The sequence below is a fragment of the Pseudomonas sp. genome (assembly GCF_046581935.1).
GTDB lineage: Bacteria > Pseudomonadota > Gammaproteobacteria > Pseudomonadales > Pseudomonadaceae > Aquipseudomonas.
In genome coordinates this window covers 227,718-253,510 of record NZ_JAYGFK010000016.1, presented here as the reverse complement: position 1 = coordinate 253,510, position 25,793 = coordinate 227,718, and the positions used below count along the sequence as shown (strand labels likewise).

Here is a 25,793-nt window from a genome sequence, read left to right as displayed (position 1 = left end):
TTTTGCATGCGCGTGTTTAGCTGGATGCTATTGAGTTCGCTGCTGTGCGGCAGTTATGCGCTGGCGGCACCGCAAGTGCGAGTGGTCGGGTTGTTCCCTGGTGCAGCGGTGGTCAATGTCGACGGCCAGCGCAAGCTGGTCAAGGTCGGTCAGGTCGGTCCTGCGGGTGTGGTGGTGGTCAGCGCTGATAGCCGTGGTGCGGTGTTGCGCGTCGACGGCGTGGAGCGCAACTACAGCCTTAGCCGTGAATACAGCAACGGTTTTGCCGAGGCGCAGAAGAAGCAGCTCAGCATCGCCAAAGGGCTGGGTGGGCACTATTGGGTCACCGGCTCGGTCAATGGCCAGCCGATCCCGTTTCTGGTGGATACCGGTGCCACCTCCGTGGCCTTGAATGATGAGCAGGCGCGCCGGTTGGGTATTGATTACCGGGTCAGTGGTTCTCCCCTGCAAGTCAGTACCGCCAGTGGCAACGTGCGTGGCTGGCGGGTGACGCTGGATCGAGTCAAGCTCGGTGAGCTGGAAGTGTTGGGGGTCGAGGCCGTGGTGCTTGAGGGCGGTTCGCCTGCCGAGGCCCTGCTGGGTATGAGCTTTCTTAGCCGCGTTGGCTGGAAGGTGGAGCAGGGCTTGCTGGTGCTGGAATCCAAGTACTAGGCGCCTGCTGACAATCCGCAGCGTTAAAAATAGGCCCTAGCTAACGCGAATGCCTAGGTAATCACTTATCCGTGCGTAAGCAGAGTCTTGGCCACTCGATCCTTATCATCGGTAATTCAGGCTGACCGGGCGCTAAGGCCTGCTGTTACAATGCCGGCCTTATTCTTCCTGCCATTTACCTTTAGGAGCATCCGGTGTCCGTCGTGTTTGTCGCCGCCTCCCAGTTGCCGACGCCTTTTGGCGTGTTCACCATGCATGGTTTCCTCGAAGAGGCCACAGGCAAGGAGCATGTTGCTCTAACCTTCGGTGATGTGGCCGATGGTGCTCCCGTATTAGGCCGTTTGCATTCCGAATGCCTTACCGGTGATGCGTTGTTCAGTCTGCGCTGTGATTGTGGTTTTCAGCTTGAAGCGGCGTTACGGGCAATTGCCAGCGAAGGCCGTGGCGTCCTGCTCTACCTGCGACAGGAAGGCCGTGGCATTGGTTTGCTGAACAAGATCCGCGCCTATGAGCTGCAAGATGGCGGCGCGGATACGGTGGAAGCCAATGAGCGCTTGGGCTTCGGCGCTGACCAGCGTGATTATGCGATTTGCCTGCCGATGCTTGATCACCTGGGCATCAGCCAGCTTAAGCTGATGACCAACAACCCGCGCAAGGTCAAGGCGCTGGGCGATATGGGCATCAATGTGGCGACCCGTGTGCCGTTGCAGATCGCGCACAACCCGCACAACCAAAAGTACCTCGCGACCAAGGCCGGCAAGCTCGGGCACATGCTCGGCAGCTTGCACCAAGGAGAGGTTGAGGAGAGCCTGTGACGCGCAGTGAGGTGCGCCGCAGATTGGCGCTTGAGTGGTGGCGGCAATTGGCCGTGAGCCTGGTTCCACTGTTTTTGCTCAACCTGCTGTTTGGCGCAGAGCAACAGACTGGCCTGCTGACGATGCCGCTGTTTATTGCCGGGCTGGCGTCGATGTTTGTCAGCTTGCCATTGTTCAGCGCGTACAAGCTCGCTCTGGTGGCCACTGAAAAAGCCCTCGATACCTCGGACGAGCACGATGCCTGGATTGAGCTAGCGCGAGTGCGTCGCCTGGCATTTCTCGGCGCGGCGCTGCCCGCCTGGGTTGCTGCCATTGCAGTCTTCGCCGGCCTGGAAGCGATTCCGCTGATTCTTCTGGCGATTTCCAGCACTGTGCTGATGTACCTCTACCGTATTCCTCGCCAACTCGGCTGATGCGCCGCCTCATACTCTGCTTGCTGCTAGCGCTGGCTTGGCCGGTGGCAGCGGTTGAGCGGGTGGTGACGTTGGCCCCTTCCCTAACCGAAATCATGCTGGAGCTGGACGCCGGCGATCTGTTGGTTGGCGTGCTCGATGGTGGCGAGCGTCCGGCAGCAGTGGCTCAACTGCCGTCGGTTGGTCGCTATGGCCAGCTTGAGTTGGAAAGCCTCATCGCGTTGCAGCCCGATCTGGTGCTGCTCTGGCCGGACAGCATCAGCCGTGCGCAGCGTCAGCAGTTGCAGCGCCTGAACATTGCGCTACTGATCGCCGAGCCGCGCAAATTGGCTGACCTGGCCGAACAGTTTGTCGAAATCGGCTCCCGTGTCGGGCGTGTTGAACAGGGCCGGCGTTTGCAGCAGCAGTTCAATCAGGGCCTGCAGCGCCTCAGCCAGCGCTACCGCCGTGAACAACCATTGCGTCTGTTCTATCAGGTCTGGGATGTGCCGCTGTATACCCTTGGCGGCCAGCAGATCATCAGCGATGCGTTGGCAGTGTGCGGAGCCAGCAATATCTTTGCCGACCTGAGCTTGCCCGCGCCGCAGGTCAGCGTGGAGGCGGTGTTGCAGCGCAACCCCGAGGTGATTCTGGCCGGTACGCAAGGGCAGCTGGACGCCTGGCGTATTTGGCCGGGGTTGGCGGCGGTTGAGCGTAAACAACTGTGGCTGGTGCCGGATAACGGCCTGGAGCGCCCGAGCTTTCAGATGCTGACTGCCACTGAGCGGTTATGTAAGTTACTTGCCAAGGCCCGCTGAAGAAACCCAGCAACGTAGGGCTTACAGTTTTGCTAGTGGGCTAGAAACGGTAGCCGATGCTCAATCGCACATCCTCTTCCGGTGCTGGGTACAAGCCTTTGTTGCCGGTCTGCCAACTGACGTAGGTGGCGAAACTGTCGTAGCGCTTACCGGTCAGGTTATTGATCCGTAGCTTGGCATCGAACTGGCGATATTGGTATTTCAGGGCGGCGTTGAACAATGTGTAGCCGCCTGTTCGCGGCAGGGCATGACCGTCATCGCTGGAGAGATAGCGCGCACCGGTATACACCGCTTCCACATAGGCATTCAGCCCAGTCATCAAGAGGTAGTTGAGGTGGCTGCTGGCGCTGTGACGGGAGACCCAGGGCACTTCGTTGCCCTGGTTGAGGCCGGCACGGTATTCGGCGTCAGTAAAGCTGTATTGCCCGCCGAGGCTTAGGCGTGGTGTCAGGTTGCGTTCGGCTTCAAGCAGTAGGCCTTCGCGGCGAGTCTTGTCCAGGTTGATGTTGGCACCTGCACCCGCGCCAAATAGCGAGTTATCGGCGAACGGGTCGTACATCAGTTCGTTGTCCAGATCGAGGCGGTACAGGCTTGCCTGGTAGCGCTGAGTAGCGTCGCGCCATTCGATACCACTCTCCCAAGACTCGCCCGTTTGCGGTTTGAGAAAGGTGACGCCTGGCTCGACCGAAGCGTTCTCGTTGACATTGGCCCAGCGCAGCACGTCTTCACGCTTGATAAACAGGTTTAGGTGTTGGCTAGCCTGCCACTGCAAGGCAATGCTGGTGCTGCCTTCGCGGTCGGTATGGCGTTGGGCTGTACGTTGGTTACGGTCCTCGGCTTCGCTGGCGCGGTAGCCGAGCGTCAGGCTGACGTCATGTCCTAAGGGTTGGCTGAGTTGGCTGTACCAGCCGCGCTGGGTTTGTCGAGACAGGCTGTTAAGCGAGGCAAAGGTGGCGTAGCTCGCCTGGTAATCACTGGTGATATGGTCGTGGCCGAGCAGCCACTCACTTCGCCCCAGCGCTGTCTCCCAATGTGCCGTCAGGCGTGGGCTGAAGGTTTCTACACGGGTTCCGTCGTTAAAGGGGCTGCCGGAAATCAGCCCGACGCCATCGATATCGCGCCAGCTGTAGTCCAGGTTGCCGCTCCAGTGCTCATTAATGGTCTGCTCCAGGGCGAAGCGGTGCACTTGAGTTTTGTTGTCGTTCCACTCGTCGGAGGTACTGGCTTTACGCTTGGTTCGGCGCTCGGCGATGGTCAGCGCGCCTGGATAGCGCAGTTCATCGTCGACGCTTTGGTACTCATAGAGTGCCCAGCCGGAGTCGTGGTCATAGCGCAGACGGCCGAAGGCATTGCTGTAGTTGGCGTTGTTGTGGTCGCGGTAGTTATCAGTGTTGCGGGTTTCACCGCTGGCAAAGGCGGAAAAGCCCTTGCCGATTTGCTGGAATATGTGGCCGCGATAAGCCTCCAGGTCATGGCTGCCACGGGTTGTTTCGAGATAGACCTCGTTGCTTTGTGGCGTGCGAGTGATGATGTTGATCACCCCGCCGACCGCTTGATCGCCATACAGCACCGTGCCGGCGCCCCGTAGGATTTCGATGCGTTCAATGTTTGCCAGCGGCACACTGTTGAGGTCGGGGGCATTCAAGCTCGGGTTATTGAGGCGGCGACCGTCGACCAGTACCAAGGTGTTATTCACCGCATTATCGGCAAAACCGCGCATGCTGATAGAGGCCCGGTTGCCATCACCCAGGGTGTCGCGGACTTGCAAACCGGCTTGTCCGCCCAGAACCTCGATCACGGAGCTGGCTGCGCTCTGTTCGATCTCGGCGCGGCTGATCACTCGCACGCTGGCCGGTGCTGGCGTTTGCAGTGGGGTGGCACGGGTGATCACCAGTGGTGGTAGTTCATAGCTGCTGTCCGCAGTCGCGGCGCAGGCAAGGCCCGGTGTAAGGGCCGCTGCTAGGGTAATTCTGGACAGCTTCACTTAGATAATCCTCAAAGTTGTAACACTTACGAGGAGGGCACGGGCAAGAGCGGGCTCGCAAGCGCAGCCTGAGCTTGAAGGGGGTGCCCTCCGCAACACCGGTCACATCCAGCAAGGCCGGTCCCCGGGCTCTCGACTTGCGCACCTCGCCTTCCCTGGATGAACCGGTGGCGTTGAGGTGGCGTGCAGAATGGTTCTGCGGTCGATTACCGTTGCGGAGGCAGCGCCGGGTTGGCTTGTGATAAGCGAACTGGCTGCCGTTTAGCACCGCTTCACTGTGGAAGGGCGCACCTTGGCAGAAGTAAAACGCCACGCACCTTAAGGTGCGTATAAACGAGTTACAAGTGGCGCTACTTCAGGTCTGGATGAGTGGTTCTCATACAGGCTGCGAGAGCAGGCGCTGGCGTATCGCTGCGTCGATGCCGGCGGCATCCAGGCCGCATTCGGCGAGCATTTGTGCCGGCTTGGCATGTTCCACGTAGTAGTCAGGCAGGCCCAGATGCAGCATGGGTTTGAGGATGTTCTCGCGGGCGAGGAACTCGCTGACGGCGCTACCGGCACCGCCCATGATGCTGTTTTCCTCAATGGTCACCAGCAGCTCATGACTGGCAGCCAGTTGGCGGATCAGGCTTTCATCCAGCGGTTTGACGAAGCGCATGTCAACGACAGTGGCATCCAGCGTGTCGGCGACTTTTAGCGCCTCACTCAGCTGTACGCCGAACACCAGCAAGGCGACGCCCTGGCCTTGCCGGCGGATCAGCCCTTTGCCGATTTCCAGTGGCACAAGTTCACTGTCGATTGGCGCATTCGGCCCGCTGCCGCGCGGGTAGCGCACCGCCGCCGGGCCGTCGAACAAGTGGCCAGTGGTGAGCATGCGGCGCAGCTCGTTTTCATCGCTGGGCGTCATCACCAGCATGCCGGGGATGCAGCGTAGATAAGACAGGTCGAAGCTACCGGCGTGGGTTGGGCCGTCTTCGCCGACCAAACCGGCGCGGTCGATGGCGAACAACACGTCGAGATGCTGCACGGCCACGTCATGAATCAGTTGGTCATAGGCGCGCTGGAGGAAGGTCGAGTAAATCGCCACCACCGGTTTTGCCCCGTCGCAGGCCATGCCGGCAGCCAGAGTTACGGCGTGCTGTTCAGCGATGGCTACATCGAGATAGCGCTCGGGATAACGCTCGCTGAACGCCACTAGATCGGAGCCTTCCTTCATGGCCGGGGTAATCCCGACCAGGCGTGGATCTGCTGCGGCCATGTCACACAGCCACTGGCCAAACACGCTGGAGTATTTCGGCCCGCTGGGTTGTTTCGGCGCGGCGCTGGCGAGTGGCTTGATGGGTTCCAGCTTGGTGATCGCGTGGTAGCCAATCGGGTCGGCTTCGGCCGGGGCGAAGCCCTTGCCTTTCTTAGTGACCACATGGAGGAACTGCGGGCCTTCCAGGTCGCGCATATTGCGCAGCGTGGCGAGCAGGGTTGGTAGGTCGTGACCGTCGATTGGGCCGACGTAGTTCCAGCCCAGTTCCTCGAACAATGTGCCGGGGACCAGCATTCCCTTGGCGTGTTCCTCGACCTTACGCGCGATCTCCCAGGCACCTGGCAGGCTCGAGAGGATTTTCTTGCTGCCCTCACGCATGCTGGTGTAGGTGCGGCTGGAGATAATCTTGGCCAGGTAGTTGGACAGGCCGCCAACGTTCTTGGAGATCGACATGTCATTGTCGTTGAGGATCACCAACATGTTGGCATTGACGTCGCTGGCGTGATTCAGCGCCTCGAAGGCCATGCCGGCGGTCAGTGCGCCGTCGCCGATGACTGCCACGGCCTTGCGCTTGCTGCCCTGGATGCGCGCGGCAATGGCCATGCCCAGCGCCGCGCTGATGCTGGTGCTGGAGTGGCCAACGCCAAAGGTGTCGTATTCACTTTCACTGCGGCGTGGGAAGGCGGCAATGCCGTCTTTCTGCCGTAGGCTGCCCATCATTTCGCGGCGGCCGGTGAGAATCTTGTGCGGATAGGCCTGGTGGCCAACATCCCACACCAGGCGGTCATCCGGGGTGTCGAACACGTAATGCAGGGCGATGGTCAACTCGATCACGCCGAGGCCTGCGCCAAAATGCCCGCCAGTTTGCCCAACTGTATACAGCAGGTACTGGCGCAACTCGTCGGCCAGGGTTTCCAGTTCGGCTTCGCCCAGGCGACGCAGTTCGTCCGGCGTGTTAGCACGGTCTAGGAGGGGCGTCAGCGGGCGCTCACGGGGAATCTCGTGGAAGGTCGTCGGCATCAGGCAGATCGTTATAGGTATAAAAGATGCGGCAGTTTAACCGAAGCGCCGGAAACTGCCCAAACATGGTTCTGCTCCGTGTTGTCGCAGCAATCCGGACCGTGTTGTTCGGCCCCCCGGATTGCATCCGGGCTACTTCGAGCCTGTTACCAGGTATCCACCGTGCGCTTCTTGCCTTCGCGAGGCCCTGGACGGGGTGCGGCATTGAGCCCACGCAGCAGCCAGGCGCGGGTCTCCACGGGGTCTATCACCGCATCAATCTCCAGGAAGCTGGCCATATTGATGCCTTTGCCGTTTTGATAGGCCTTGGCCACCAGCTTGTCGAACAATTGCTGACGCTCAGCGAGGTCGGCGATGGCCGCTAGCTCTTTGGCGAAGCCCAGGCGCACTGCACCCTCCAGGCCCATCGCACCAAACTCGGCACTGGGCCAGGCGATGGTAAACAGCGGCGAATGGAAGCTGCCGGCGGCCATGGCTTGCGCGCCGAGGCCGTAACCCTTGCGCAGCACCACGGTGAAAAACGGCACTGTCAGGCTGGCGGCGGCAACGAACATGCGCGACACATGGCGCACCGTGGCCTGTTTTTCTGCCTCGGGACCGACCATAAAACCGGGGGTATCGCACAGCGACAGCAGCGGGATATGGAAGGCATCGCACAGCTGCATAAAGCGTGCGGCTTTGTCGCCAGCCACTGCGTCGATGGCGCCGCCCAAGTGCGCGGGGTTGTTGGCCAGCAGGCCGAACGGTTTACCTTCAATGCGGATAAACGCAGTGATCAGCCCCGGGGCAAACTGGCGGCGCAGTTCCAGTACCGAGTCGTGGTCGGCCAGGGTGGCGATGACCTGGCGGATGTCATACACGCGCAGGCGGTTTTCCGGGATGACGTGCCGCAGCTCACGCTGATCAGCGCATTGCCAGTCGCTTAACGCGCCCTGAAAGTAGCTCAGGTATTGCTTGGCGACCTTTACGGCCTCGGTTTCATCAGCCACCAAAACATCGATGACGCCATTTGGCCCCTGCACGCTGACGGGGCCGACTTGCTCCGGTTTGAAGCTGCCCAGGCCGCCGCCTTCGATCATCGCCGGGCCGGCCATGCCAATGGTTGCGTTGTCGGTGGCGATAATCACATCGCAGCAACCGAGCAGGGCGGCGTTGCCGGCAAAGCAGCGCCCAGAAACCACGCCCACCAGCGGCACCAGGCCGGAGAGTTTGGCCATGCCGACAAAGGTGTGGCAGTCCAGCCCGGCCACGCCAACAAAGTCGGTGTCGCCCGGGCGGCCGCCACCACCTTCGGCAAACAGTACCAGCGGCAAGCGCCACTGCGCGGCGAGGCCGAGCATGCGGTCGGTCTTCTTGTGGTTCATCACGCCTTGGGTGCCAGCGAATACCGTGTAGTCGTAGGCGATGGCCATGCAGCGCGCGGCTTCGCTGCCGAAGGTGGCGGCATTGACCGTGCCGATACCGGCGACCAAGCCATCGGCCGGGCTCTGTTCAATCAACTCCTCCAGCGAGCGTCGGCGGCGTTGCGCGGCAATCGCCAGTGCGCCGTATTCGCTGAAGCTGCCGTCATCCAGAAGCTCGGCGAGGTTCTCGCGCACCGTGCGCTGGCCGGTTTTGCGCCGCTTGGCTACGGCCAGCGGGCGGCGTTCGTCGCCGGTTACTGCGTGGCGTTCAAGCACTTCGGCCAGGTCCGCACGAATATGCTCCAGATCCAGGCTTTGCTCGTTTTGAAGGGTGGCTGCATCGACCTCGGCGGGTTCAATAAACAACAGCGCTTGGCTTTCATTCAACGCGCTGCCGACCTGCACCGCCAGTTGGCGGACGATGCCGCTGTGGCTGGCGCTGACCACGAATTCCATCTTCATCGCTTCTAACACCGCGATGCTCTGGCCGACCGCGACGGCATCGCCTTCGGCCACCTCCAGGCTCACCACCACGCCGGTGCTGTGGGTTTGCAGCGCCATGCAGCCTGGCGGGGCATCCTGTGCTTGATGGGTGGTTTGGCTTGCGGCCTGAGTATCGGCAAAGAAGTGATGCGGGTGGGCCTGGGGTTGTGCCGCCAGCAGCTCGCTCAGGTGGCTTTCGACAAAGCGCGTGGTCAGTTGATAGCTCGCCACTTGCGGTAACCGCAGCAGGTTTTGCAGCAGATGCAGGTTGCTCGCCACGCCTTCCAGGCGGAACTCGCATAGCGCGCGATAGGCGCGGCGCAGGGTGCTGGGGTAATCCGCCGCATGGGCGATCAGCTTGGCCAGCAGCGAATCGTAGCTGGGGCTGACCGGATAGCCGGCGTAGCCGTAACCATCCACGCGCAGGCCCGGGCCACTGGGCGGCTGGTAGGCGCTCAGGGTGCCGGCGGCGGGGCGCGTGCTGCCATCGGCGTTCATGCTTTCCAGGTTGATGCGTAGTTGCACGGCGCAGCCATTGACGGGCGGCGGCTGCAGCAGGCCGAGGTCGGCGAGTGACTGGCCGGCGGCGAGTTTGAGCTGGGTGTGCAGCAGGTCGACGCCGGTGACCTGCTCGGTGACGGTGTGTTCGACCTGGATGCGCGGGTTGGCCTCCATAAAGTAGAAGCGCTCGGGCTGCTCGGCATCCAGCAAAAATTCGAAGGTGCCCAGGCCTTGGTATTTTGCTGCGCCGGCCAGCTTTAGCGCGCAGGCGATCATGCGCTCGCGGGTGGCGGCTGGCAGGTCCGGGCTGGGGGCGATCTCCACCAGCTTCTGCTGGCGCCGTTGCAGGCTGCAGTCGCGCTCCCACAAGTGGCTGACCGCGCCGCTGGCATCGCCCAGTACCTGGATTTCGATATGCCGGGCCTGGCTGACCAATTGCTCGATATACAGCGCGTCATTACCGAATGCGGCGCGGGCTTCCGACTGGCAGCGGGCAAAGGCCTCGTCCAGTTCGCTGGCGGCGAATACCGGGCGCATACCGCGGCCACCGCCGCCGGCCAGGGCTTTGAGCATTACCGCGCCATGTTTGGCGAAGAACCCGTGGGCATCGGCAAGGCTGATCGGTCGATTAATCCCCGCCACCAGTGGCACTGCGCAGCGTTCGGCTAATTCCCGCGCCGCTGCCTTGTCGCCAAACAGCTGCAGCACCTCGCTGCTGGGGCCAACAAAACACAAACCGGCGGCCTGGCAGCGGCGGGCGAACTCGGCGTTTTCCGCGAGAAAGCCGTAACCCGGGTGCACGGCATCGCAGCCTTGGGCTTGGGCGATGGCAATCAGCTGATCCATGTCCAGATAGGCCGCTACGCCACGTCTGCTGAGCGCGACGGCGCTGTCGGCCTGGCGCACATGCAAGGAGGCGGCGTCATCTTCGGCATACACCGCGACAGAGCGGATACCGAGTTCGCTGGCTGCGCGGGCGATACGGATGGCGATTTCGCCACGGTTGGCGATTAGCAAAGCGGCGAAGGGCGCGCTGGTAAAGGGCATGGTGGCTCCAGATTTTTATTCTGCGAGCCATCTTAGGCGCTCTGCGCGCGAGGTAAACCAAGCCTTAGCGGCTGAGGGTTGGGCTATTGATGCGGGTGATAAGAGTGGGATTGCGGCTGTCTGGCTTATGCACAAACTCTGGGAGGGGCCGGGCGGCGTTCCGCTTTAGCCGCGATTGTTTGTGATGGCTGCCACGCTCCAGCGTGGTAGCCCAGGCCAGGGCGCTCTGCGCCCGTTTGCGCTAGGTGGTGTGCAACAGCGGACGCAGAGCGTCCAAGGTTGCATTCCCACGCGGAGCGTGGGAACGATCTGTTTGCTGTTAACCGACCCTTAGAAGAACCGCACCACCTGCGCCCATACACGCGGCGAGCGCTCTACGTCGCTTTGTGCGTCGGCGTTGCCCAGCTTCCAGGCGGCTACGGTGTTGATCTGCCAGCCGTGTGCTGCCCAGCGTGCGCCAACGCCGGCTGCCGAGAGGCTGCGGTGGTTTTCGCCGTTGCTCCAGGTGTCCTTGTTCAGGCGCACTTCGCCATGGTCGGCGAAGGTGCTGAGCTGCCAGGTATCGGTCAGTGCGTAGCGCAGTTCGAGGTTGGCCAGCCAGCCCTGATCACCGGACGCTTCACCTTGCGGATAAGCACGCACGCCATAGGCACCACCGAGGCTGATCTTCTCCGAGCTGTCCAGGTTGCCGTCGGCCCATTGGCCTTGCAGTTGGCCGTACAGGCTAAAACGCTCAGTCAGGCGTTGCAGGCGCACCAAGCTCGGGTTGATCTTGTGGAACTGGCCACGCGTGCCAGCAGTGAGGTCGTCGCTACGTTTGGCTGCGGCGCCATCGATAGTCAGGCTGCCTTGGCTCCAGGCCAGGGCGAAGCTGTTAACGCCGCCGCCGAGCAAAGTGTCGCGGCTGTTGCCGTTAAGGCTGGTGGTGAGCATGCGCGAGCGCTTGTCGCTCTTGCTGTCGAACTGGTCGATGTCATCCTTGAGGCGCTTATCGTCGAATTGCACTTGCGCATACAGCGAGAAATCGCGGCTGCGCACCAGCGGCTGGATCGCATAAACACTGGTGATGCGCGCATTGCCATGGGCGTCGAGATCCTCGAAATCCTTGGCCAGCTGGTAGTCCATGTCCGAATAGGCCACGCCCACCTGAGTGGCCCAAGGGCCAATCGGCAACTGATAGGCGATGCGCCCGTATTGCTGGTCTTCATCTGAACCCATGGCGCGCAGCGACAAGCGATCGCCCAAGCCCAGGGGGCTGTTGACGTTGAGCGTGCCGCCCAGGCGGTACTCGCCAGTAAAACGGTTGCCGTAGTTGTCGGCATCCACCGAGCCGGACAGCAACGGGCCGGGTTGTACGTCTACCAGCAGGTCGGTAGCGCCGACCGACGCGCCCGGTTTAAGGGTGGATTTCACCTCCACCCCTGGCGTGTCGGAGAGCAGCAGCAGGCTGCGTTCCAGTGCAGCGCCGCGCACGGCATCACCGCTCTTGAGGTCTGAGAGGGGCGCGAGTGCCGCGCCGGTAACCCGCGACGTGTTGTTAAGCGCGACCTCGCCATAACGGCCTTCCATCACCGCGATTTGCACCACGCCGCCGTCGATCTCCTGCGCCGGCACATAAGCCCGCGCCAGCGGATAACCGCGCTCGCGGTACGCCAGGGTGATGCGGTTGGCAGCGGCCTGTAACTCACCGAGCGAAACTGTGCGGCCTTGCAGATCACTGAGCTGCGGCAACAGCTCCGCGCTGGCGATGGCGCTGTTGCCTTGCAGGGTAAAACCGCTGACTTGCAGGCTCGGCCCGCTGGCGGTCGCCTCGGTCGACGGCGCGTCAGGCAGGTTCAGTTCTAGGCGTTGCTTGCCGGGCAATTGCAGCGGGCGCTGATCGATGTTTTGTTGCGATTGGCCAGCGTCCGGCAGGGTGGCCGCCGCCACCGACAGCGACAACAGGGAAACGGCAGCACCGGCCAGTGAATAAACGAAACGCATAAATCAAATTCCTTCTGGCAGGCGGATGCCCTGGTTGATGACTTGCAGATTCATGATGTCCGCGAGCGGGTTAGTCATCAGCATTTGCGGGTTCAGAACTTCAGGTTCACTGACCGTCTCCTGCCTGGTCTGTTGTGGCGCTTGGGTTGAAAGGCTTTGGCCGTTCGAGGCGAGTACGCCGATATAGGGCGGGGTACTGGCTGTTGGCTGTTGGCTGCTGGGCGTAGTCGGAGTGATTGGCGCTGGGCTGACCAGCAAAGAGCCGTCCTGGTAGCTGATGGCGTAGTTGCTCAAGGCTGCACCGATAGCGTCGCTAGCGACGATGGCGTAGTTACCGGCCGCAGCGGTGGTGGGCTGGCCCAAGCTGCTGAGGCTGACGGCGCTGATGCTGTCGTCACCCACCAAGCCGCTGGCGCTGTAACCGCTTAACGCGATGCTCTGCCCGGCGGTCTTGCTGGCGTTGTTGGCGGTGATGGTCAGAGCGGCTTTGTTGATGGTTAGCGCACCGTCGATAAAGCTCAAGTCGTAGTTGCCATCCATGCCAGTGGCACTGTGGGTGTAGCTGCCTGCGTTGCTGCCGCTGCCACCGCTGGTGCTGACACCGCTGAGCACGCTTGCGGTTTCTCCATTGACCAGGCCGCTGGCGGTAAAGCCGGTAATGTTTTGCTGTTGGCCGTTGTAGGTCATCTGGCCGCTGTTGGCGGTGACGGTGGCTTGGGCTTTATCGATGGTCAGGCTGCCATCGGCAAAGGTCAGCTCGTAGTTGCCATCCGTACCACTGGCGCTGTGGGTGTAGTTGCCCGCGTTGGTGCCGCTGCCGCCGGTGGTGCTGACTCCGCTGAGTACGCTGGTGGTTTCCCCATTGACCAAGCCGCTGGCGGTAAAGCCGGCAATGCTTTGCTGCTGGCCGTTGTATGTCAGCTGGCCGCTGTTGGCGGTGATGGTGGCGTGAGCCTTGTCGATGGTCAGGCTGCCATCAACAAAGGTCAGGGCGTAGTTGTCGTCGCTGCCATTGGCGCTGAGGGTGTAGCTGCCTGCGTTGGTGCCGCTACCACCGTTGGTGCTGACGCCGCTGAGTACGCTAGTCGTTTCACCGTTGACCAAGCCGCTGGCGGTAAAGCCGGCAATGTTTTGCTGTTGGCCGTTGTAGATCACCTGGCTGCTGTTGGCGGTGACGGTGGCTTGGGCTTTATCGATGGTCAGGTTGCCATCGACAAAGGTCAGCAGGTAGTTGCCATCCGTGCCACTGGCGCTGAGGGTGTAGCTGCCCGCGTTGGTGCCGCTACCACCGGTGGTGCTGACGCCGCTAAGCACGCTAGTCGTTTCACCGTTGACCAGGCCGCTGGCGATAAAACCGGCAATGCTTTGCTGCTGGCCGTTGTAGGTCACCTGGCCGCTGTTGGCAGTGACGGTGGCTTGGGCCTTGGCGATGGTCAGGTTGCCATCAACAAAGGTCAGGTCGTAGTTGCCATCCGTGCCTGCGGCGCTGTGGGTGTAGCTGCCCGCGTTGGTACCGCTGCCGCCGCTGGTGCTGACGCCGCTGAGTACGCTAGTCGTTTCACCATTGACCAAGCCGCTGGCAGTAAAGCCGGCAATGCTTTGCTGTTGACCGTTATAGGTCACTTGGCCGCTGTTGGCGGTGACGGTGGCTTGGGCTTTATCGATGGTCAGGCTGCCGTCGACAAAGGTCAGGTCGTAGTTGCCATCTGTGCCACTGGCACTAAGTGTGTAGTTGCCAACGTTGGTGCCGCCTCCGCTTGTGCTGACTCCGCTGAGTACGCTAGTCGTTTCACCGTTAACCAGGCCACTGGCGGTAAAGCCGGCAATGCTTTGCTGTTGACCGTTATAGGTCACTTGGCCGCTGTTGGCGGTGACGGTGGCTTGGGCTTTATCGATGGTCAGGTTGCCATCAACAAAGGTCAGGGCGTAGTTGCCGTCCGTGCCACTGGCGCTGAGGATATAGCTGCCCGCGTTGGTGCCGTTGCCACCGCTAGTGCTCACGCCGCTAAGCACGCTAGTGGTTTCCCCATTGACCAAGCCGCTGGCAGTAAAGCCGGCAATGCTCTGCTGTTGGCCGTTGTAGACCACCTGGCCGCTGTTGGCGGTGACGGTGGCTTGGGCTTTATCGATGGTCAGGCTGCCGGCGTTGTAGCTGATAGCGTAGTTGCTGGCGGTCAGGCCGCTGAGGTTCAGACCATAACTGCCGGCATTGATGGCGCCTTGAGCGCTGCCGCTGTAAGTGAGGGTGCCACCAAGCACGTTGGCGTCCTCACCATTGACGAAGCCGTTGTAACTGACGCCATTACCGCCACTGATGAAAGCCAGGCCGTCGTAGTTCTTGCTGGCATTAAGGGCGGTAACGCTCAAGTCGGCCTTGGCGATGGTGTAGCTGCCTGCAGCAACGCTGATGTCATAACCCTGCTGGTTGGAGTACAAGCCGGTGAGACCCAGGGCGTAGGTACCCGCATTGCGCGTCGCGACGCTTGTGTAACTGGCGTTACCCAGCAGGGGGGCGCTGTTGTCCGAAAGGCTGTAGCTCGCGCCCGCTACCAAGCTGTTAGTGCCGTCGTAGACCTTGCCGGTACTGTCGACCGTGACGGTCACGGATTTAAGGAAGCTGCGCAGCAGCGGGCCGCTATAGCCGTCATAGATGCGCCAGATTGCATTCGAGCCGCTCGTGGTGGCGATATCCCAGCCTGTGAAGGTAGACGCCTGGGTCAGCTCGGCCCAGGTTTTTGCGGTGCCATTAGCGTTCCCGCTGAACGGAGCTGTAGTGGCACCACTGTTATTAATGGCGTTGCCAGCGGCATTGGTGGTGGCGTAGAAGCTGCTGTTGATGGTTCCAAGGTGTTTGTATCCGAGCAGCCCGCCGACGGAATCCGTACCCGATACGCTGCCGGTGGCATAGGTGTTAGTGATGGTGCCCCATTGGCTGTATCCGACCAGTCCGCCGACGTAGTTAGTGCCCGATACGCTGCCTGTGGCGTAGGTGTTGCTGATGGTTGCACTACTGTTATATCCGATCAGCCCACCGACATAGTTAGCGCCCGATACGCTGCCGGTGGCATAGGCGTTGCTGATGGTGCCAGATTCGTTGTCCCCGAGCAGTCCGCCGACTTGGCTCGTGCCCGATACGCTGCCGGTGTTGTAGGCGTTGCTGATGGTTCCCTCGTTGCCTCCGACCAGCCCGCCGACTTTGTAACTGCCCAATACGCTGCCGCCCACCAGCCCAATATCGCGAATGACGCTGCCGCTGCCGGTAGCGCCGAATAAGCCGACAGAGTCCGTATCGCTGCGGTTGATGACCAAGCCACTGAGGGTATGGCCTAGGCCGTCGAACGTGCCGGTAAAGCGATTGGCAAAATTACCCAGCGGGTTCCAGCCCGCACCGGCATTGGCGGTGGCGCTGGCCAGGGTGGCATAGCCTGAGCTGTTCTGGTCGAGGTTGTTGCTCAGGCTGAAGGTGTAACCACCGCTTAGCACTTGGTTGATATTGGCCAGTTGCTGCCACGAGGTGATGGTGTAAGCATCGTTTTGTGTGCCAAAGCCCCCAGCGAACAGGGTGCTTCTGACGATATCCACCTGGCGTGTGACGCCTGTGAGGTAAGGCCGGCCGCTGACGCCATAGCCTGACACGCTGCTGTCGATACCGGGGAATGACCAGATGTTTGTATCCCAGCTCGCGAAGGTAGCCGGGTCATTCAACTCGGCCCACGTCTTGCCAGTGCCAATAGCATTCCCGGTAAACGCACCTGTCGTGGCACCACTGTCATTAATGGCGCTGCCATCAGCATTGGTGGTGGCGTAGAAGCTGCTGTTGATGGTTTCTTGATAGTTGGATCCGACCAGCCCGCCGACGGAGCTAGTGCCCGATACGCTGCCGGTGGCATAGGCGTTGCTAATGGTTGCGTAGGAGTTGTATCCGACCAGCCCGCCGACGTAGTTATTGCCCGATACGCTGCCGGTGGCATAGGCGTTGCTAATGGTGCTCGAGTTGTTGTACCCGACCAGCCCTGCGACGTAGTTATTGCCCGATACGCTGCCGGTGGCATAGGCGTTGTTGATAGTGCCAGATTCGTTGAGTGCGACCAGCCCGCCGACGTAGTTAATGCCCGATACTCTGCCGGTGGCATAGGCATTGTTGATGGTTCCTTGGTAGTTCTCTCCGACCAGCCCGCCGGCGTCGTGACCACCCGATACGCTGCCGGTGGCATAGGCGGTGCTGATGGTTCCGAAGAAGTTCTGTCCGACCAGCCCGCCGACGTAGTAAGTACCCGATACGCTGCCGGTGGCATAGGCGTTGCTGATGTTTCCTGAGCTCCGTCCGACCAGCCCGCCGACGACGTTATTGCCCGATACGCTGCCGCCCACCAGACCGATATCGCGAATGACGCTGCCGCTGCCGGCATAGCCGAATAAGCCGACGTAGTTCGTACCGCTGCGGTTGATGGTGAGGTTGCTGAGGGTATGGCCAAGGCCGTCGAGTCGCCCGGTAAAACGGATAGAGCTAGTACCCACCGGCACCCAGTTGCTGATGCTGCTCAGGTCAATATTGCTGCCCACTGCATAGTTGTCGGCCAGGTTGTTATTCATGGCTTGCAGCGCAGCGGCATCGTTGACCACGGTGTAGCTGATTTCCGTGCCGTTCGAGCCCTTCTGGGTGCTGAAATTCTGCCCACTTTGCAGGTTGATCGGGGCCTTGATGTTGTAGTCTGCCGTGCCGCCATCGCTACTGGCCTGGCCGTACTTCAGGGCAACTTTGCCGTCAGCGTGCTGGGCGGTGATGGCGGCGTTGATGTTGATGTTGTTATGGGCGTTCAGCGTCAGGGTTGTGGCGGCATTCCAGGTTACTGCGGCATTGACGTTGATATCGCCGGCTTCGCTGCCGGTGGCCACGGTTTGCAAGGTAACGCTGTTGCTTGCTAGGTTGCTGGACAGGGTGTTAGCGCCGATGCCGCTGCTGCTTTGGTCGTCATTGCCAGCGCTGACGGTAAAGTCAGTCGGATCAATCAGCCAGGTGCCGGTCTTGCCGTTAGTTGCCTTGGTGGTAACTTTCGCACCATTCGCCACTTTGACGTGGGCACCGGAGGTTTCGATAAAGCCACCATTGCCGCCTTTGGGCGCGCTGGCATCCAGGGTGCCGGCCACTTGCACGGTGCCACCGTCGAAGCTGCCGAGCAGAACGATCTTGCCGTCCTTCTCGCCGAGGGTTTGCGCCTCAATCACGCCGGTGTTGTTGACCACGGTCTTGAGCAGGGCGTCGCCGGCGTTGGCGGTGAGCAACACCTGGCCGCCATCGGCTTTGATCAGTTGATGGTTTTCCACCAGGGCATCGACCACGGCCTCATCGACCTGGACGTTAAGCAGGCCATCACCGGCAAAATCCAGGGTGACCGCATTGCCAGCAGCCAGGGCGACGGTGCCCTGGTTGGCAACGATGACGCCGTTGTTGCTCACCGTGCCGCCGAGCAGGGCGATGCTGCCGCCGTCTGCTGCGTTGAGGGTGCCGTTGTTGATCACGCGGGCATTGCTGCCATCGCCCTTGAAGCTGTAGTTGCCAGCCTCGAAGTCGCTGTTGCTGATATTCAGCGTGGAGGCCACCAGGCCGCCGACATTGACCTGCGCACCCGCGCCGAACAGCACGCCGTTGGGGTTGATGAGGAATACCCGGCCATTGGCATCAAGCTGGCCCATGATCTTCGAGCCATCGGCACCCAGCACCCGGTTCAGGGCAATGGCATCACTGCCAGGCTGGTTGAAGGTCACCTTTTTGCCAGCGGCGATATCAAAGCTTTGCCAGTCGATGGCCAGCTTGTTGCTGGCCTGATCGATCACCATCTGCTGGGCGTTGGGCTGGTTGATCGCACCACTGCCCGACACCACGTTGCCACCCGTTGGCAGGTCGGCAGCGCTTGCCATGAGCGGCAGCAATAGGGCAGCAGCGAGTACCGCACCTGCGCCCTTGCCGCGCCGGCGGGCGCGTTCATCGGTAACGGTCCAGGCACCAAGGCTTGGATTCCAGACAAGGGCGTAGGTGCGGTTCATGGGTTAATCCCTTTAGTGATCAAAACCGAGCGATTGGCCCAGGTGCGTAGCACACGAGGTGACCGGCAATAAGGCGCGCAGGCGTAGGCTGACCTGGAGGCCTGACAACAAAGCGGTATTGGACGTGAGGTGTTGGCGACTGCGCATACCCTAAACAAGGTATTTTTGCTGTTTTTTTAGTAACGCGAGCCCGGGTTGTGGCTTGCAGATGTAGGGTGGGCAACGCTCTTTTTGCCCACCATGGCGACCGTGCAGCGGTGGACGGGTAAAGCGTCGCCCACCCTATGCTAGGCCGTGCTAAAGCCGGGCTGGTTCGCGGCAGGTGACGCATTGATGCGTCTCCCACTCAGGTGCTTAGCTGCGCCGCTCGACGATATAACGGGCCAGGTCGCGCAGTGGCTCGGCGGCTTGGTCGAACGGGCGCAGGGCATGCAGGGCTTGGTCGCGTAGCTCCAGGGCGTAAGCCTTGGCGGCGTCGAGGCCGAGCAGCGCCGGGTAGGTGGGTTTGTCGTGAGCCTGGTCCTTGCCCTGAGTCTTGCCTAGGGTGGCGGTGTCACTTTCTACATCTAGGATGTCGTCCTGCACCTGAAACGCCAGGCCGATGGCGCGGGCATAAGCGTGCAGGGATTTCAGCGCGTGCTCGTCGGCATGTCCGCTGGCCAGTGCGCCGAGTTGTACGCTGGCTTCGATCAGTGCACCGGTCTTGTGTCGGTGCATGGTTTCGAGGGCATCTTGATCGAGTTTTTGCCCCACCGAGCCGAGGTCGATGGCCTGGCCGCCGACCATGCCGGCCGGCCCGGCGGCGCGAGTCAGGGCATTGAGCATGGTCAAGCGCAGTTCGGCGTCGTGGGGATTGTGCGTGGCGTCGGCAAGCACTTCGAAGGCGAGGCTTTGCAATCCGTCACCGGCGAGAATCGCGCAGGCTTCGTCGAAGGCTTTGTGGGTGGTTGGTTGGCCACGGCGCAGGTCGTCATCGTCCATCGCCGGCAGGTCATCGTGAACCAGAGAGTAAGCGTGAATCAGCTCCACAGCGCAGGCGGCGGCATTGGCTCGCTCAGGTGCGCCGCCAAGGGCTTCGCAAGCGGCATAGGCGAGCAATGGACGTACCCGTTTGCCTCCATTGAACAGGCTGTAACGCATGGCGGCGTAGAGCCGCTCCAACTCCGGGCGCGGGCTCTGCAACAAGGCTTCCAGTGCGCTATCAACCCGGCGTTGGCAAGCACTCTGGTAGGCCGCGATCATGCCTGCTGATCCGCGTCGAAGGGGGCTTCCTCCAGGGTGCCGTCGCGCTCCATGAGGATTTGCACTTTCTGCTCGGCCTGGGCCAGGGCTGCTTGGCAATCGCGGGTCAGGCGCACGCCTTGTTCAAAGGCGGTCAGCGAGTCTTCCAGCGACAGCTCGCCGTTTTCCAAGCGCTCGACCAGGCTCTGCAGATCGGTCAGGGATTGCTCGAAGTCGAGCGCGGCTTTTTTACGGGCGGCCATGGCAAATTCTCGGGGTAGATCGGGTTATTGGAACCGGCGCGACACTAGCAGAGCAGCGCCGCGCGGGCAAATTAGCGCGCTATTGCGCAGGCTTGTGGGGCAGCGTAATCAGGCTACAAGCACGCGGTTAGTCTGTGCGCGATGTTGACGATCCGTCATTGCCGAGTCATTCGCTTGTCATCTGCAGATGGAAAAATCGCCAGCCTAACGAGCCCCGTAGTTGGGCTATTGGCGGTTTAGTCTGGAGGGAAACAAGTGACTAGCTCCTCAACATCTGGCGGCGTCTTGGCTGCTTCAGCAGGTGGCATTTCGAAAATTAGCGTGGTTTTTGCCGCCACATTGGTCGCGGCCACGCTGTATTTCATGGTCTGGGGGATGGAGTACACCCACAGTAACTATGCGTTCTTGTTCATCCTGGCGACGTTGTTCGGCATTTTTATGGCCTTCAATATCGGTGGTAACGACGTTGCCAACTCGTTTGGTACGAGCGTGGGTGCCGGCACCCTGAGCATTCGCCAGGCGCTGCTGGTGGCGGCGGTATTTGAGGTCAGTGGGGCTGTCATCGCGGGGGGGGAAGTGACCTCGACCATTCGCGGCGGCATCGTGGACTTGGGGGCGATGGCGGTATCGCCGCTGGATTTCGTTTACATCATGATGTCGGCGCTGATCGCGGCGGGTATTTGGCTGCTGTACGCGACCAAGAAGGGCTACCCGGTTTCCACCACCCATTCGATCATCGGCGCGATTGTCGGCAGCTCAATCGCACTGGGCATTTTGATGAACGGCACCGAGTCGGCGCTGGCGCTGGTGCAGTGGGACAAGATTGGCCAAATCGCCATCTCGTGGGTGCTCTCGCCGTTGTTGGGTGGTGTGGTGGCGTATCTGCTGTATTCGCAGATTAAAAAATACATCCTCACCTACAACGATGAGGCCGAAGCCCAGGTCGAGCGTATTCGTGAAGAAAAACGCGACCACAAGCGCCTGCATAAAGAAGCCTTTGAGCGCTTGTCGGAGATTCAGAAAATCTCCTACACGCACGCCATGACGCGTGACATGCAAGTGGTTAACGATCGCGACTTTCAGCCAGAGGACCTGGAATCGGATTACTACCGTGACCTGCACGAAATCGACAAAAAGCGTGGCCAGCTGCGTACCCACGGCGCGTTGGAAACCTGGGTGCCGATGATTGCGGCGCTGGGCGCGGTGGTGATGTCTTCGATGCTGCTGTTCAAGGGCTTGAAGAACATGCACTTGGGCCTCAGCACGCTGAACAGTTACCTGATCATGGCGATGATTGGCGCTGTGGTGTGGTTGGCGACCTTTATGTTCGCCAAATCACTTAAAAGTGAGTCACTGAGCCGCGCGACGTTCGTCATGTTCAGTTGGATGCAGGTGTTTACCGCCTGTGGCTTCGCCTTTAGCCACGGTTCCAACGACATCGCCAATGCGATTGGCCCGTTTGTCGCGATCCTTGAGGTGCTGCGCACCGGGGTGATCGGTTCTGAGGCGGCTATTCCTCCGGCGGCGATGATTACCTTTGGCATCGCGCTGATCGCGGGGCTGTGGTTTATCGGCAAGGAAGTGATTCAAACCGTTGGCCACAACCTCACCGCGTTACACCCGGCCTCGGGTTTCTCCGCCGAGCTGGCCGCCGCAGCCGTAGTGATGCTGGCGTCGGTGATGGGCTTGCCGGTATCGAGCACGCACATTCTGATCGGTGCAGTGCTGGGGATTGGCCTGGTTAACCGTCAAACCAACTGGGGCTTAATGAAGCCGATTGCGCTGGCGTGGGTCATCACCTTGCCTGCTGCTGCGGTGCTGGCGGCAATTGCCTTCCTGGCCCTAAGAAGCATTTTCTGACGCTGAGCAAACCTGAGGTTCTGTCATGACCGATAACGCCAATCTGGATTTTGCTGAGCACGCTTCGCGCTTGCACGCCGACATCCTGGACAGCTTCGATGAAGAGCTCGAAATGGAGTTTGACGATGTTCGTCTTGAGCCATTGCTTAAAGAGCTGGGCCAGCAGACGCCAGCGGATATGGACCGGCGCGTATACCTGCGTGAGTTGCTGAGGTTGCAGTCCGAGCTGGTCAAGCTGCAGGAGTGGGTGGTTGAGCAAAAGCTCAAGGTTGTGGTGCTGTTTGAGGGCCGTGATGCGGCCGGTAAAGGCGGTGCAATCAAGCGTATTACCCAGCGGCTAAATCCGCGGGTGTGCCGTGTAGCGGCCTTGCCAGCACCGAGTGAGCGCGAGCGCAGCCAATGGTATTTTCAGCGCTACACGGCACATTTGCCGGCGGCCGGTGAAATGGTCCTGTTCGACCGCAGTTGGTACAACCGCGCTGGCGTTGAACGGGTCATGGGCTTTTGCAATGACGCGGAGTACGAGGAGTTTTATCGCAGCGTGCCGGAGTTCGAGCGCATGTTGATTCGCTCGGGAATCATCTTGGTTAAATACTGGTTCTCGATCACCGACGACGAGCAATATCGGCGCTTCCTGATGCGTATCCATGACCCGCTGAAGCAGTGGAAGCTGTCGCCAATGGATCTGGAGTCGCGCCGGCGTTGGGAAGACTACACCCGCGCCAAGGAAGAAATGCTCAGCCGTACCCATACCGAGCAAGCGCCGTGGTGGATCGTTGAGGCGGATGATAAAAAGCGTGCGCGGCTCAATTGCATCCAGCATTTACTGACGCAAATTCCCTACGGGCAAACCGAGCATCCTTCGATTGTCTTGCCGGCCCGCGTGTATAACGCCGATTACCTGCGTTCACCGGTGCCGCAAGAGATGCTGGTGCCGCAAGTCTATTGAGGCCTTAGGCGTCAAGTACCTGAAAAGCCACTGCATGCAGTGGCTTTTTCTTTTTATTTGTTTAGCCCATCAGGCCATAACCACGGGCCATCAGCACCGCCAGTAAGGGAATAACCAACAGCAGCAACAGCTCCAGGCGAATCACCCCGATAACCCAGCGGGCCTGGCGTGCGCTGACCTGTGGCACTTCGCCGGCCTTGAGGCTATTGCGCCAGTTGAGAAAGACAAAGGTGGGCACCACGGAGATCAGCCCGATCAGGATAAATAGGCCGAATTTGGCGTGAAACAGGCTGTTGCCCAGGTAGTAATCCAAGCCTTTGCCATACCAGATTGCTCGCGCCAGGCCGCTAAACAGCACCACCCCGGCGCAGATGCCGTAGGCGATGTCAGTGATGATCAGGCTGCGTGCGCGGCGCAGGTCCAGTGGCAGCTTGAATTGCACGTGCTCGATACTGAGTAGGGCGAACAGTACAAAAATAGCCAGGTAATGCACGTAGGCAGCAATTGCTTGGCCCATGCGGGTGTCCTTTCTGATTGTGGCTCAGTCGTTGAATTCGACGCGGTTACGGCCGTTGCCTTTGGCCTGGTAGAGCGCCTGGTCGGCCCGTTTGAGGGTGCTGTTCGGGTCTTCCTGAGGGGCGCGCAGGGCGGCACCGATGCTGATGGTGAGGTTGAGTGGCTGATTATCGATATCCATCGGCTCTTTACTCATGGCGCTACGAATGCGCTCGGCAATCTGCAGTAACTCATGTCGCTCACGGACCAGCAGTAACACCACGAACTCTTCGCCGCCGCTGCGTGTGACCACATCCTGCGGGCGTACGGCGCTGCTGATCCGTCGCGCGGTTTCCCACAGCACCTGATCGCCGGCGGCATGGCCGTGGCTGTCGTTGACCCGCTTGAAGTAGTCGAGGTCGCAGAACAGTACGCCAAGATGCAGGCCCAGTTCATCGGCCTGCAACTGCTGGCGCGGCAGGAAGTGGTTGAGGCCCGCACGGTTCCACAATTGAGTCAACGGATCGAGCATGGCCTTGCGTTGTTCACGGCTTAAGGCCGCGCGCAGTTGTGTGGTCTGCTCACTGATATGGCGCAGCTTGAGGTAGCCCTCCACCAGCACGGCCATGTCGATAAACAGGTGCAGTTGTTGATCGGTTAATTGTCGCGGCACGCTGTCCTTCATGCACAGGGTGCCTAGTGCCTGACCTTCTTCAGAGAACAGCGGCTGTCCGGCATAGAAGCGAACATGCGGCGTATTGATGACCATCGGGTTGTCGTGAAAACGCAGGTCTTTCTGTGTGTCTTCGACCACAAAGGGGGTGGTGCCAAGAATCGTGTGAGAGCAGAAGGAGATACTGCGGCGGGTTTCCGTGATATCCAGGCCAATGCGTGACTTGAACCACTGGCGGTCATGGTCGATCAGGCTGATCAGTACGGTCTTCACCGCAAAAACCTCCCGGATCACTCGCACCAGGGTGTCCAGGTACGGGTCGGCGGGCGTATCGAGCAACTCCTGATCATCGAGAATCTGCTGGCGCAGCACTTCATCGCAGGGCATTTCAGGGATGAGCATGGGGTTCTCCTGATGAGCGCGGGGCGAACCACTGATTGGTGCGAGTTAGGCGGTAAGCATAGCCACCCAGGCACAAACTGCGCAGGCCCATAAACGCCAGGAAGGCCAGCCACAAGCCCTGGTTGCCCAGCGGTTGCAGAGCCCAGGCCAGTGGCAGGGCGAGCAGCAGGGCCAGGAGCATGGCATCGCGCATTTCACGGGCGCGCGTGGCACCGATAAACAGGCCGTCGAGCAGGTAGCTCCATACCGCAATCAACGGCAGCAGGGCGAGGTATGGCAGGTAGGTGAATGCGGTCTCGCGCACCACCTTAATGCTGGTTTGCAGCTCGATAAACCAGTGCCCACCGAGCATAAAGAACAGGACAAACGCCAGGCTGGCGAGCAGCGACCAGCCCCCCGCGACGATCAAGGTGCGGCGCAGCGCCCGGCGGTCACCGGCACCGAGGGCATGGCCGCACAGCGCTTCCAGCGCATGGGCCAAACCATCAAGGGCGTGAGCGGTTAATAACAGGCCGTTGAGTAGCAGCGCATTGGCTGCCACGGTGGCATCGCCGAGGCGTGCGCCCTGCATGGTGATCAGAAAAAACACGGCTTGCAGGGCCAGGGTGCGGATGAAAATGTCGCGGTTAACGGCCAGCAGCGGTCGCCAGCTCAGCCAGCTGCGCAGGGCTGCCCAGTCCAGCGTGCCGGCATAGGCGCGCAGGGCGCGGCGGGCCAGGTATAGGCCGAGCAGCGCGCCGCTCCATTCGGCAATCACCGAGGCCCAGGCCGCGCCGGCCACGCCCCATTGCAGGCCGAGGACAAACCATAGATCAAGCGTGACATTCAGCAGGTTGGTGGTCAGCAGGATGGCCAGTGGGCCTCGGGCGTTTTGCGTGCCGAGTAGCCAGCCGACCAAGGCGTAGGTGGTCAGCGCGGCGGGTAGACCAAGTAGACGGATATGCAGATAGCTACGCGCCAGCCCGTCGAGTTGTGCGGAAGGATTCATCAAACTGAGTGCGACGTCGCTCAGCGGAATCGCCAGGCTGATCAGCAGCACCGCGAGCAGCACACCGAGTAGCAGGCCTTGCAGCAACACCTGGCGCAGTGCGCCGCCATCACCGCGTCCGACCGCTTGGGCGCTGAAGCCGGTAGTGCCCATCCGCAGGAAGCCCACCGTCCAGGCCAGCAGGGTGTAGAGGCTACTACCAACGGCTACGGCCGCCAGTTGATGGGCATGCGGCAAATGGCCGATCACTGCGCTGTCGACCAGTGCGACCAGCGGCACTGAGATATTGCTAAGGATCATCGGCGCAGCCAGCGCCCACACCCGTTTATGGGTGGGGGCATGCTGCCAGGCGTCACGTATGGTGTTTATCAACTGCGCACTCAAACTTGATTGGAGATAGCTGCAACGAAATGCGCGGGCGCGTGTCACAGGCGGGTTATTAAACACTGATCGGCTGGCGTGCGCTGCCCAGCAATTTTGCGTGCGCATGCTTAGTGGTCGGTTAGCGCCTCGACTATAGTGTCAGGCCTCTGCACCTACCC

At 60.8% G+C, this 25,793-nt stretch carries 16 protein-coding genes and 1 riboswitch; of the genes, 6 read left to right on the top strand and 10 right to left on the bottom strand.

Features of this window, described 5'->3' with window-relative positions:
• The first annotated feature begins 6 nt into the window (after positions 1-6).
• The 4 genes from VCA57_RS15085 (at position 7) to VCA57_RS15070 (ending at position 2,676) form a co-directional block, all read left to right on the top strand.
• Positions 7-651, top strand: coding sequence for a TIGR02281 family clan AA aspartic protease (locus tag VCA57_RS15085; RefSeq protein WP_411185877.1), 645 nt, complete (start codon positions 7-9; stop codon positions 649-651).
• Positions 652-845: 194 nt separating this feature from the next.
• Complete coding sequence (gene ribA, locus VCA57_RS15080; RefSeq protein WP_411185876.1) at positions 846-1,466, top strand: GTP cyclohydrolase II; 621 nt, start codon at positions 846-848, stop codon at positions 1,464-1,466.
• The gene (locus VCA57_RS15075; protein WP_411185875.1) at positions 1,463-1,879 is read left to right on the top strand and encodes an MFS transporter; all 417 of its coding nucleotides are present in this window, start codon (positions 1,463-1,465) and stop codon (positions 1,877-1,879) included. The genes ribA and VCA57_RS15075 overlap by 4 nt, the downstream gene beginning before the upstream one ends.
• Positions 1,879-2,676, top strand: coding sequence for a cobalamin-binding protein (locus VCA57_RS15070; protein WP_411185874.1), 798 nt, complete (start codon positions 1,879-1,881; stop codon positions 2,674-2,676). Before VCA57_RS15075 ends, VCA57_RS15070 begins: the two co-directional genes overlap by 1 nt.
• 40 nt (positions 2,677-2,716) lie before the next feature.
• Here VCA57_RS15070 and VCA57_RS15065 read toward each other — a convergent pair whose 3' ends face one another.
• The 7 genes from VCA57_RS15065 to VCA57_RS15035 all read right to left on the bottom strand — a co-directional run bounded on the left by VCA57_RS15065 (position 2,717) and on the right by VCA57_RS15035 (position 19,884).
• Positions 2,717-4,660, bottom strand: coding sequence for a TonB-dependent receptor (locus tag VCA57_RS15065; RefSeq protein ID WP_411185873.1), 1,944 nt, complete (start codon positions 4,658-4,660; stop codon positions 2,717-2,719).
• A 97-nt stretch (positions 4,661-4,757) separates the two neighbouring features.
• Positions 4,758-4,970, bottom strand: a riboswitch (cobalamin riboswitch).
• Between the two features lie 66 nt (positions 4,971-5,036).
• On the bottom strand, positions 5,037-6,938 hold the full coding sequence (dxs, locus tag VCA57_RS15060; RefSeq protein WP_411185872.1) for a 1-deoxy-D-xylulose-5-phosphate synthase: 1,902 nt from the start codon (positions 6,936-6,938) through the stop codon (positions 5,037-5,039).
• A 146-nt stretch (positions 6,939-7,084) separates the two neighbouring features.
• Positions 7,085-10,372: a carboxyl transferase domain-containing protein gene (locus VCA57_RS15055; protein WP_411185871.1), complete on the bottom strand. Its 3,288-nt coding sequence runs from the start codon at positions 10,370-10,372 to the stop codon at positions 7,085-7,087.
• Positions 10,373-10,702: 330 nt separating this feature from the next.
• Positions 10,703-12,355, bottom strand: a complete 1,653-nt coding sequence (locus VCA57_RS15050) for a ShlB/FhaC/HecB family hemolysin secretion/activation protein (RefSeq protein ID WP_411185870.1) — start codon at positions 12,353-12,355, stop codon at positions 10,703-10,705.
• A gap of 3 nt (positions 12,356-12,358) precedes the next feature.
• On the bottom strand, positions 12,359-18,400 hold the full coding sequence (locus VCA57_RS15045) for an MBG domain-containing protein (RefSeq protein ID WP_411185869.1): 6,042 nt from the start codon (positions 18,398-18,400) through the stop codon (positions 12,359-12,361).
• A 354-nt stretch (positions 18,401-18,754) separates the two neighbouring features.
• Entirely contained in the window at positions 18,755-19,642 is an 888-nt protein-coding gene (gene ispA, locus VCA57_RS15040) for a (2E,6E)-farnesyl diphosphate synthase (RefSeq protein WP_411185868.1), read from the bottom strand.
• A complete protein-coding gene (locus tag VCA57_RS15035) occupies positions 19,639-19,884 on the bottom strand; it encodes an exodeoxyribonuclease VII small subunit (RefSeq protein ID WP_411185867.1) in 246 nt (81 codons plus the stop codon). The genes ispA and VCA57_RS15035 overlap by 4 nt, the downstream gene beginning before the upstream one ends.
• Before the next feature lie 255 nt (positions 19,885-20,139).
• Here VCA57_RS15035 and VCA57_RS15030 point away from each other — a divergent pair, with 255 nt between their 5' ends.
• On the top strand, positions 20,140-21,744 hold the full coding sequence (locus VCA57_RS15030; protein ID WP_411185865.1) for an inorganic phosphate transporter: 1,605 nt from the start codon (positions 20,140-20,142) through the stop codon (positions 21,742-21,744).
• Between the two features lie 25 nt (positions 21,745-21,769).
• Positions 21,770-22,693 carry a polyphosphate kinase 2 gene (gene ppk2 / locus VCA57_RS15025; protein WP_411185864.1) on the top strand — a complete coding sequence of 308 codons (924 nt, stop codon included), beginning with the start codon at positions 21,770-21,772 and terminating at the stop codon, positions 22,691-22,693.
• Between the two features lie 61 nt (positions 22,694-22,754).
• Here the strand turns inward: ppk2 and VCA57_RS15020 are convergent, their stop codons facing one another.
• Genes VCA57_RS15020 through VCA57_RS15010 form a run of 3 tightly spaced genes read right to left on the bottom strand, consistent with a single transcriptional unit; the run spans position 22,755 to position 25,623 of the window.
• Positions 22,755-23,210 (bottom strand): DUF2214 family protein, encoded by a 456-nt coding sequence (locus VCA57_RS15020; RefSeq protein WP_411185863.1) that lies wholly within the window; start codon positions 23,208-23,210, stop codon positions 22,755-22,757.
• Positions 23,211-23,234: 24 nt separating this feature from the next.
• Positions 23,235-24,263 carry a diguanylate cyclase gene (locus tag VCA57_RS15015; protein ID WP_411185861.1) on the bottom strand — a complete coding sequence of 343 codons (1,029 nt, stop codon included), beginning with the start codon at positions 24,261-24,263 and terminating at the stop codon, positions 23,235-23,237.
• A complete protein-coding gene (locus tag VCA57_RS15010) occupies positions 24,250-25,623 on the bottom strand; it encodes an MATE family efflux transporter (protein ID WP_411185860.1) in 1,374 nt (457 codons plus the stop codon). Before VCA57_RS15010 ends, VCA57_RS15015 begins: the two co-directional genes overlap by 14 nt.
• Positions 25,624-25,793: the final 170 nt, after the last annotated feature.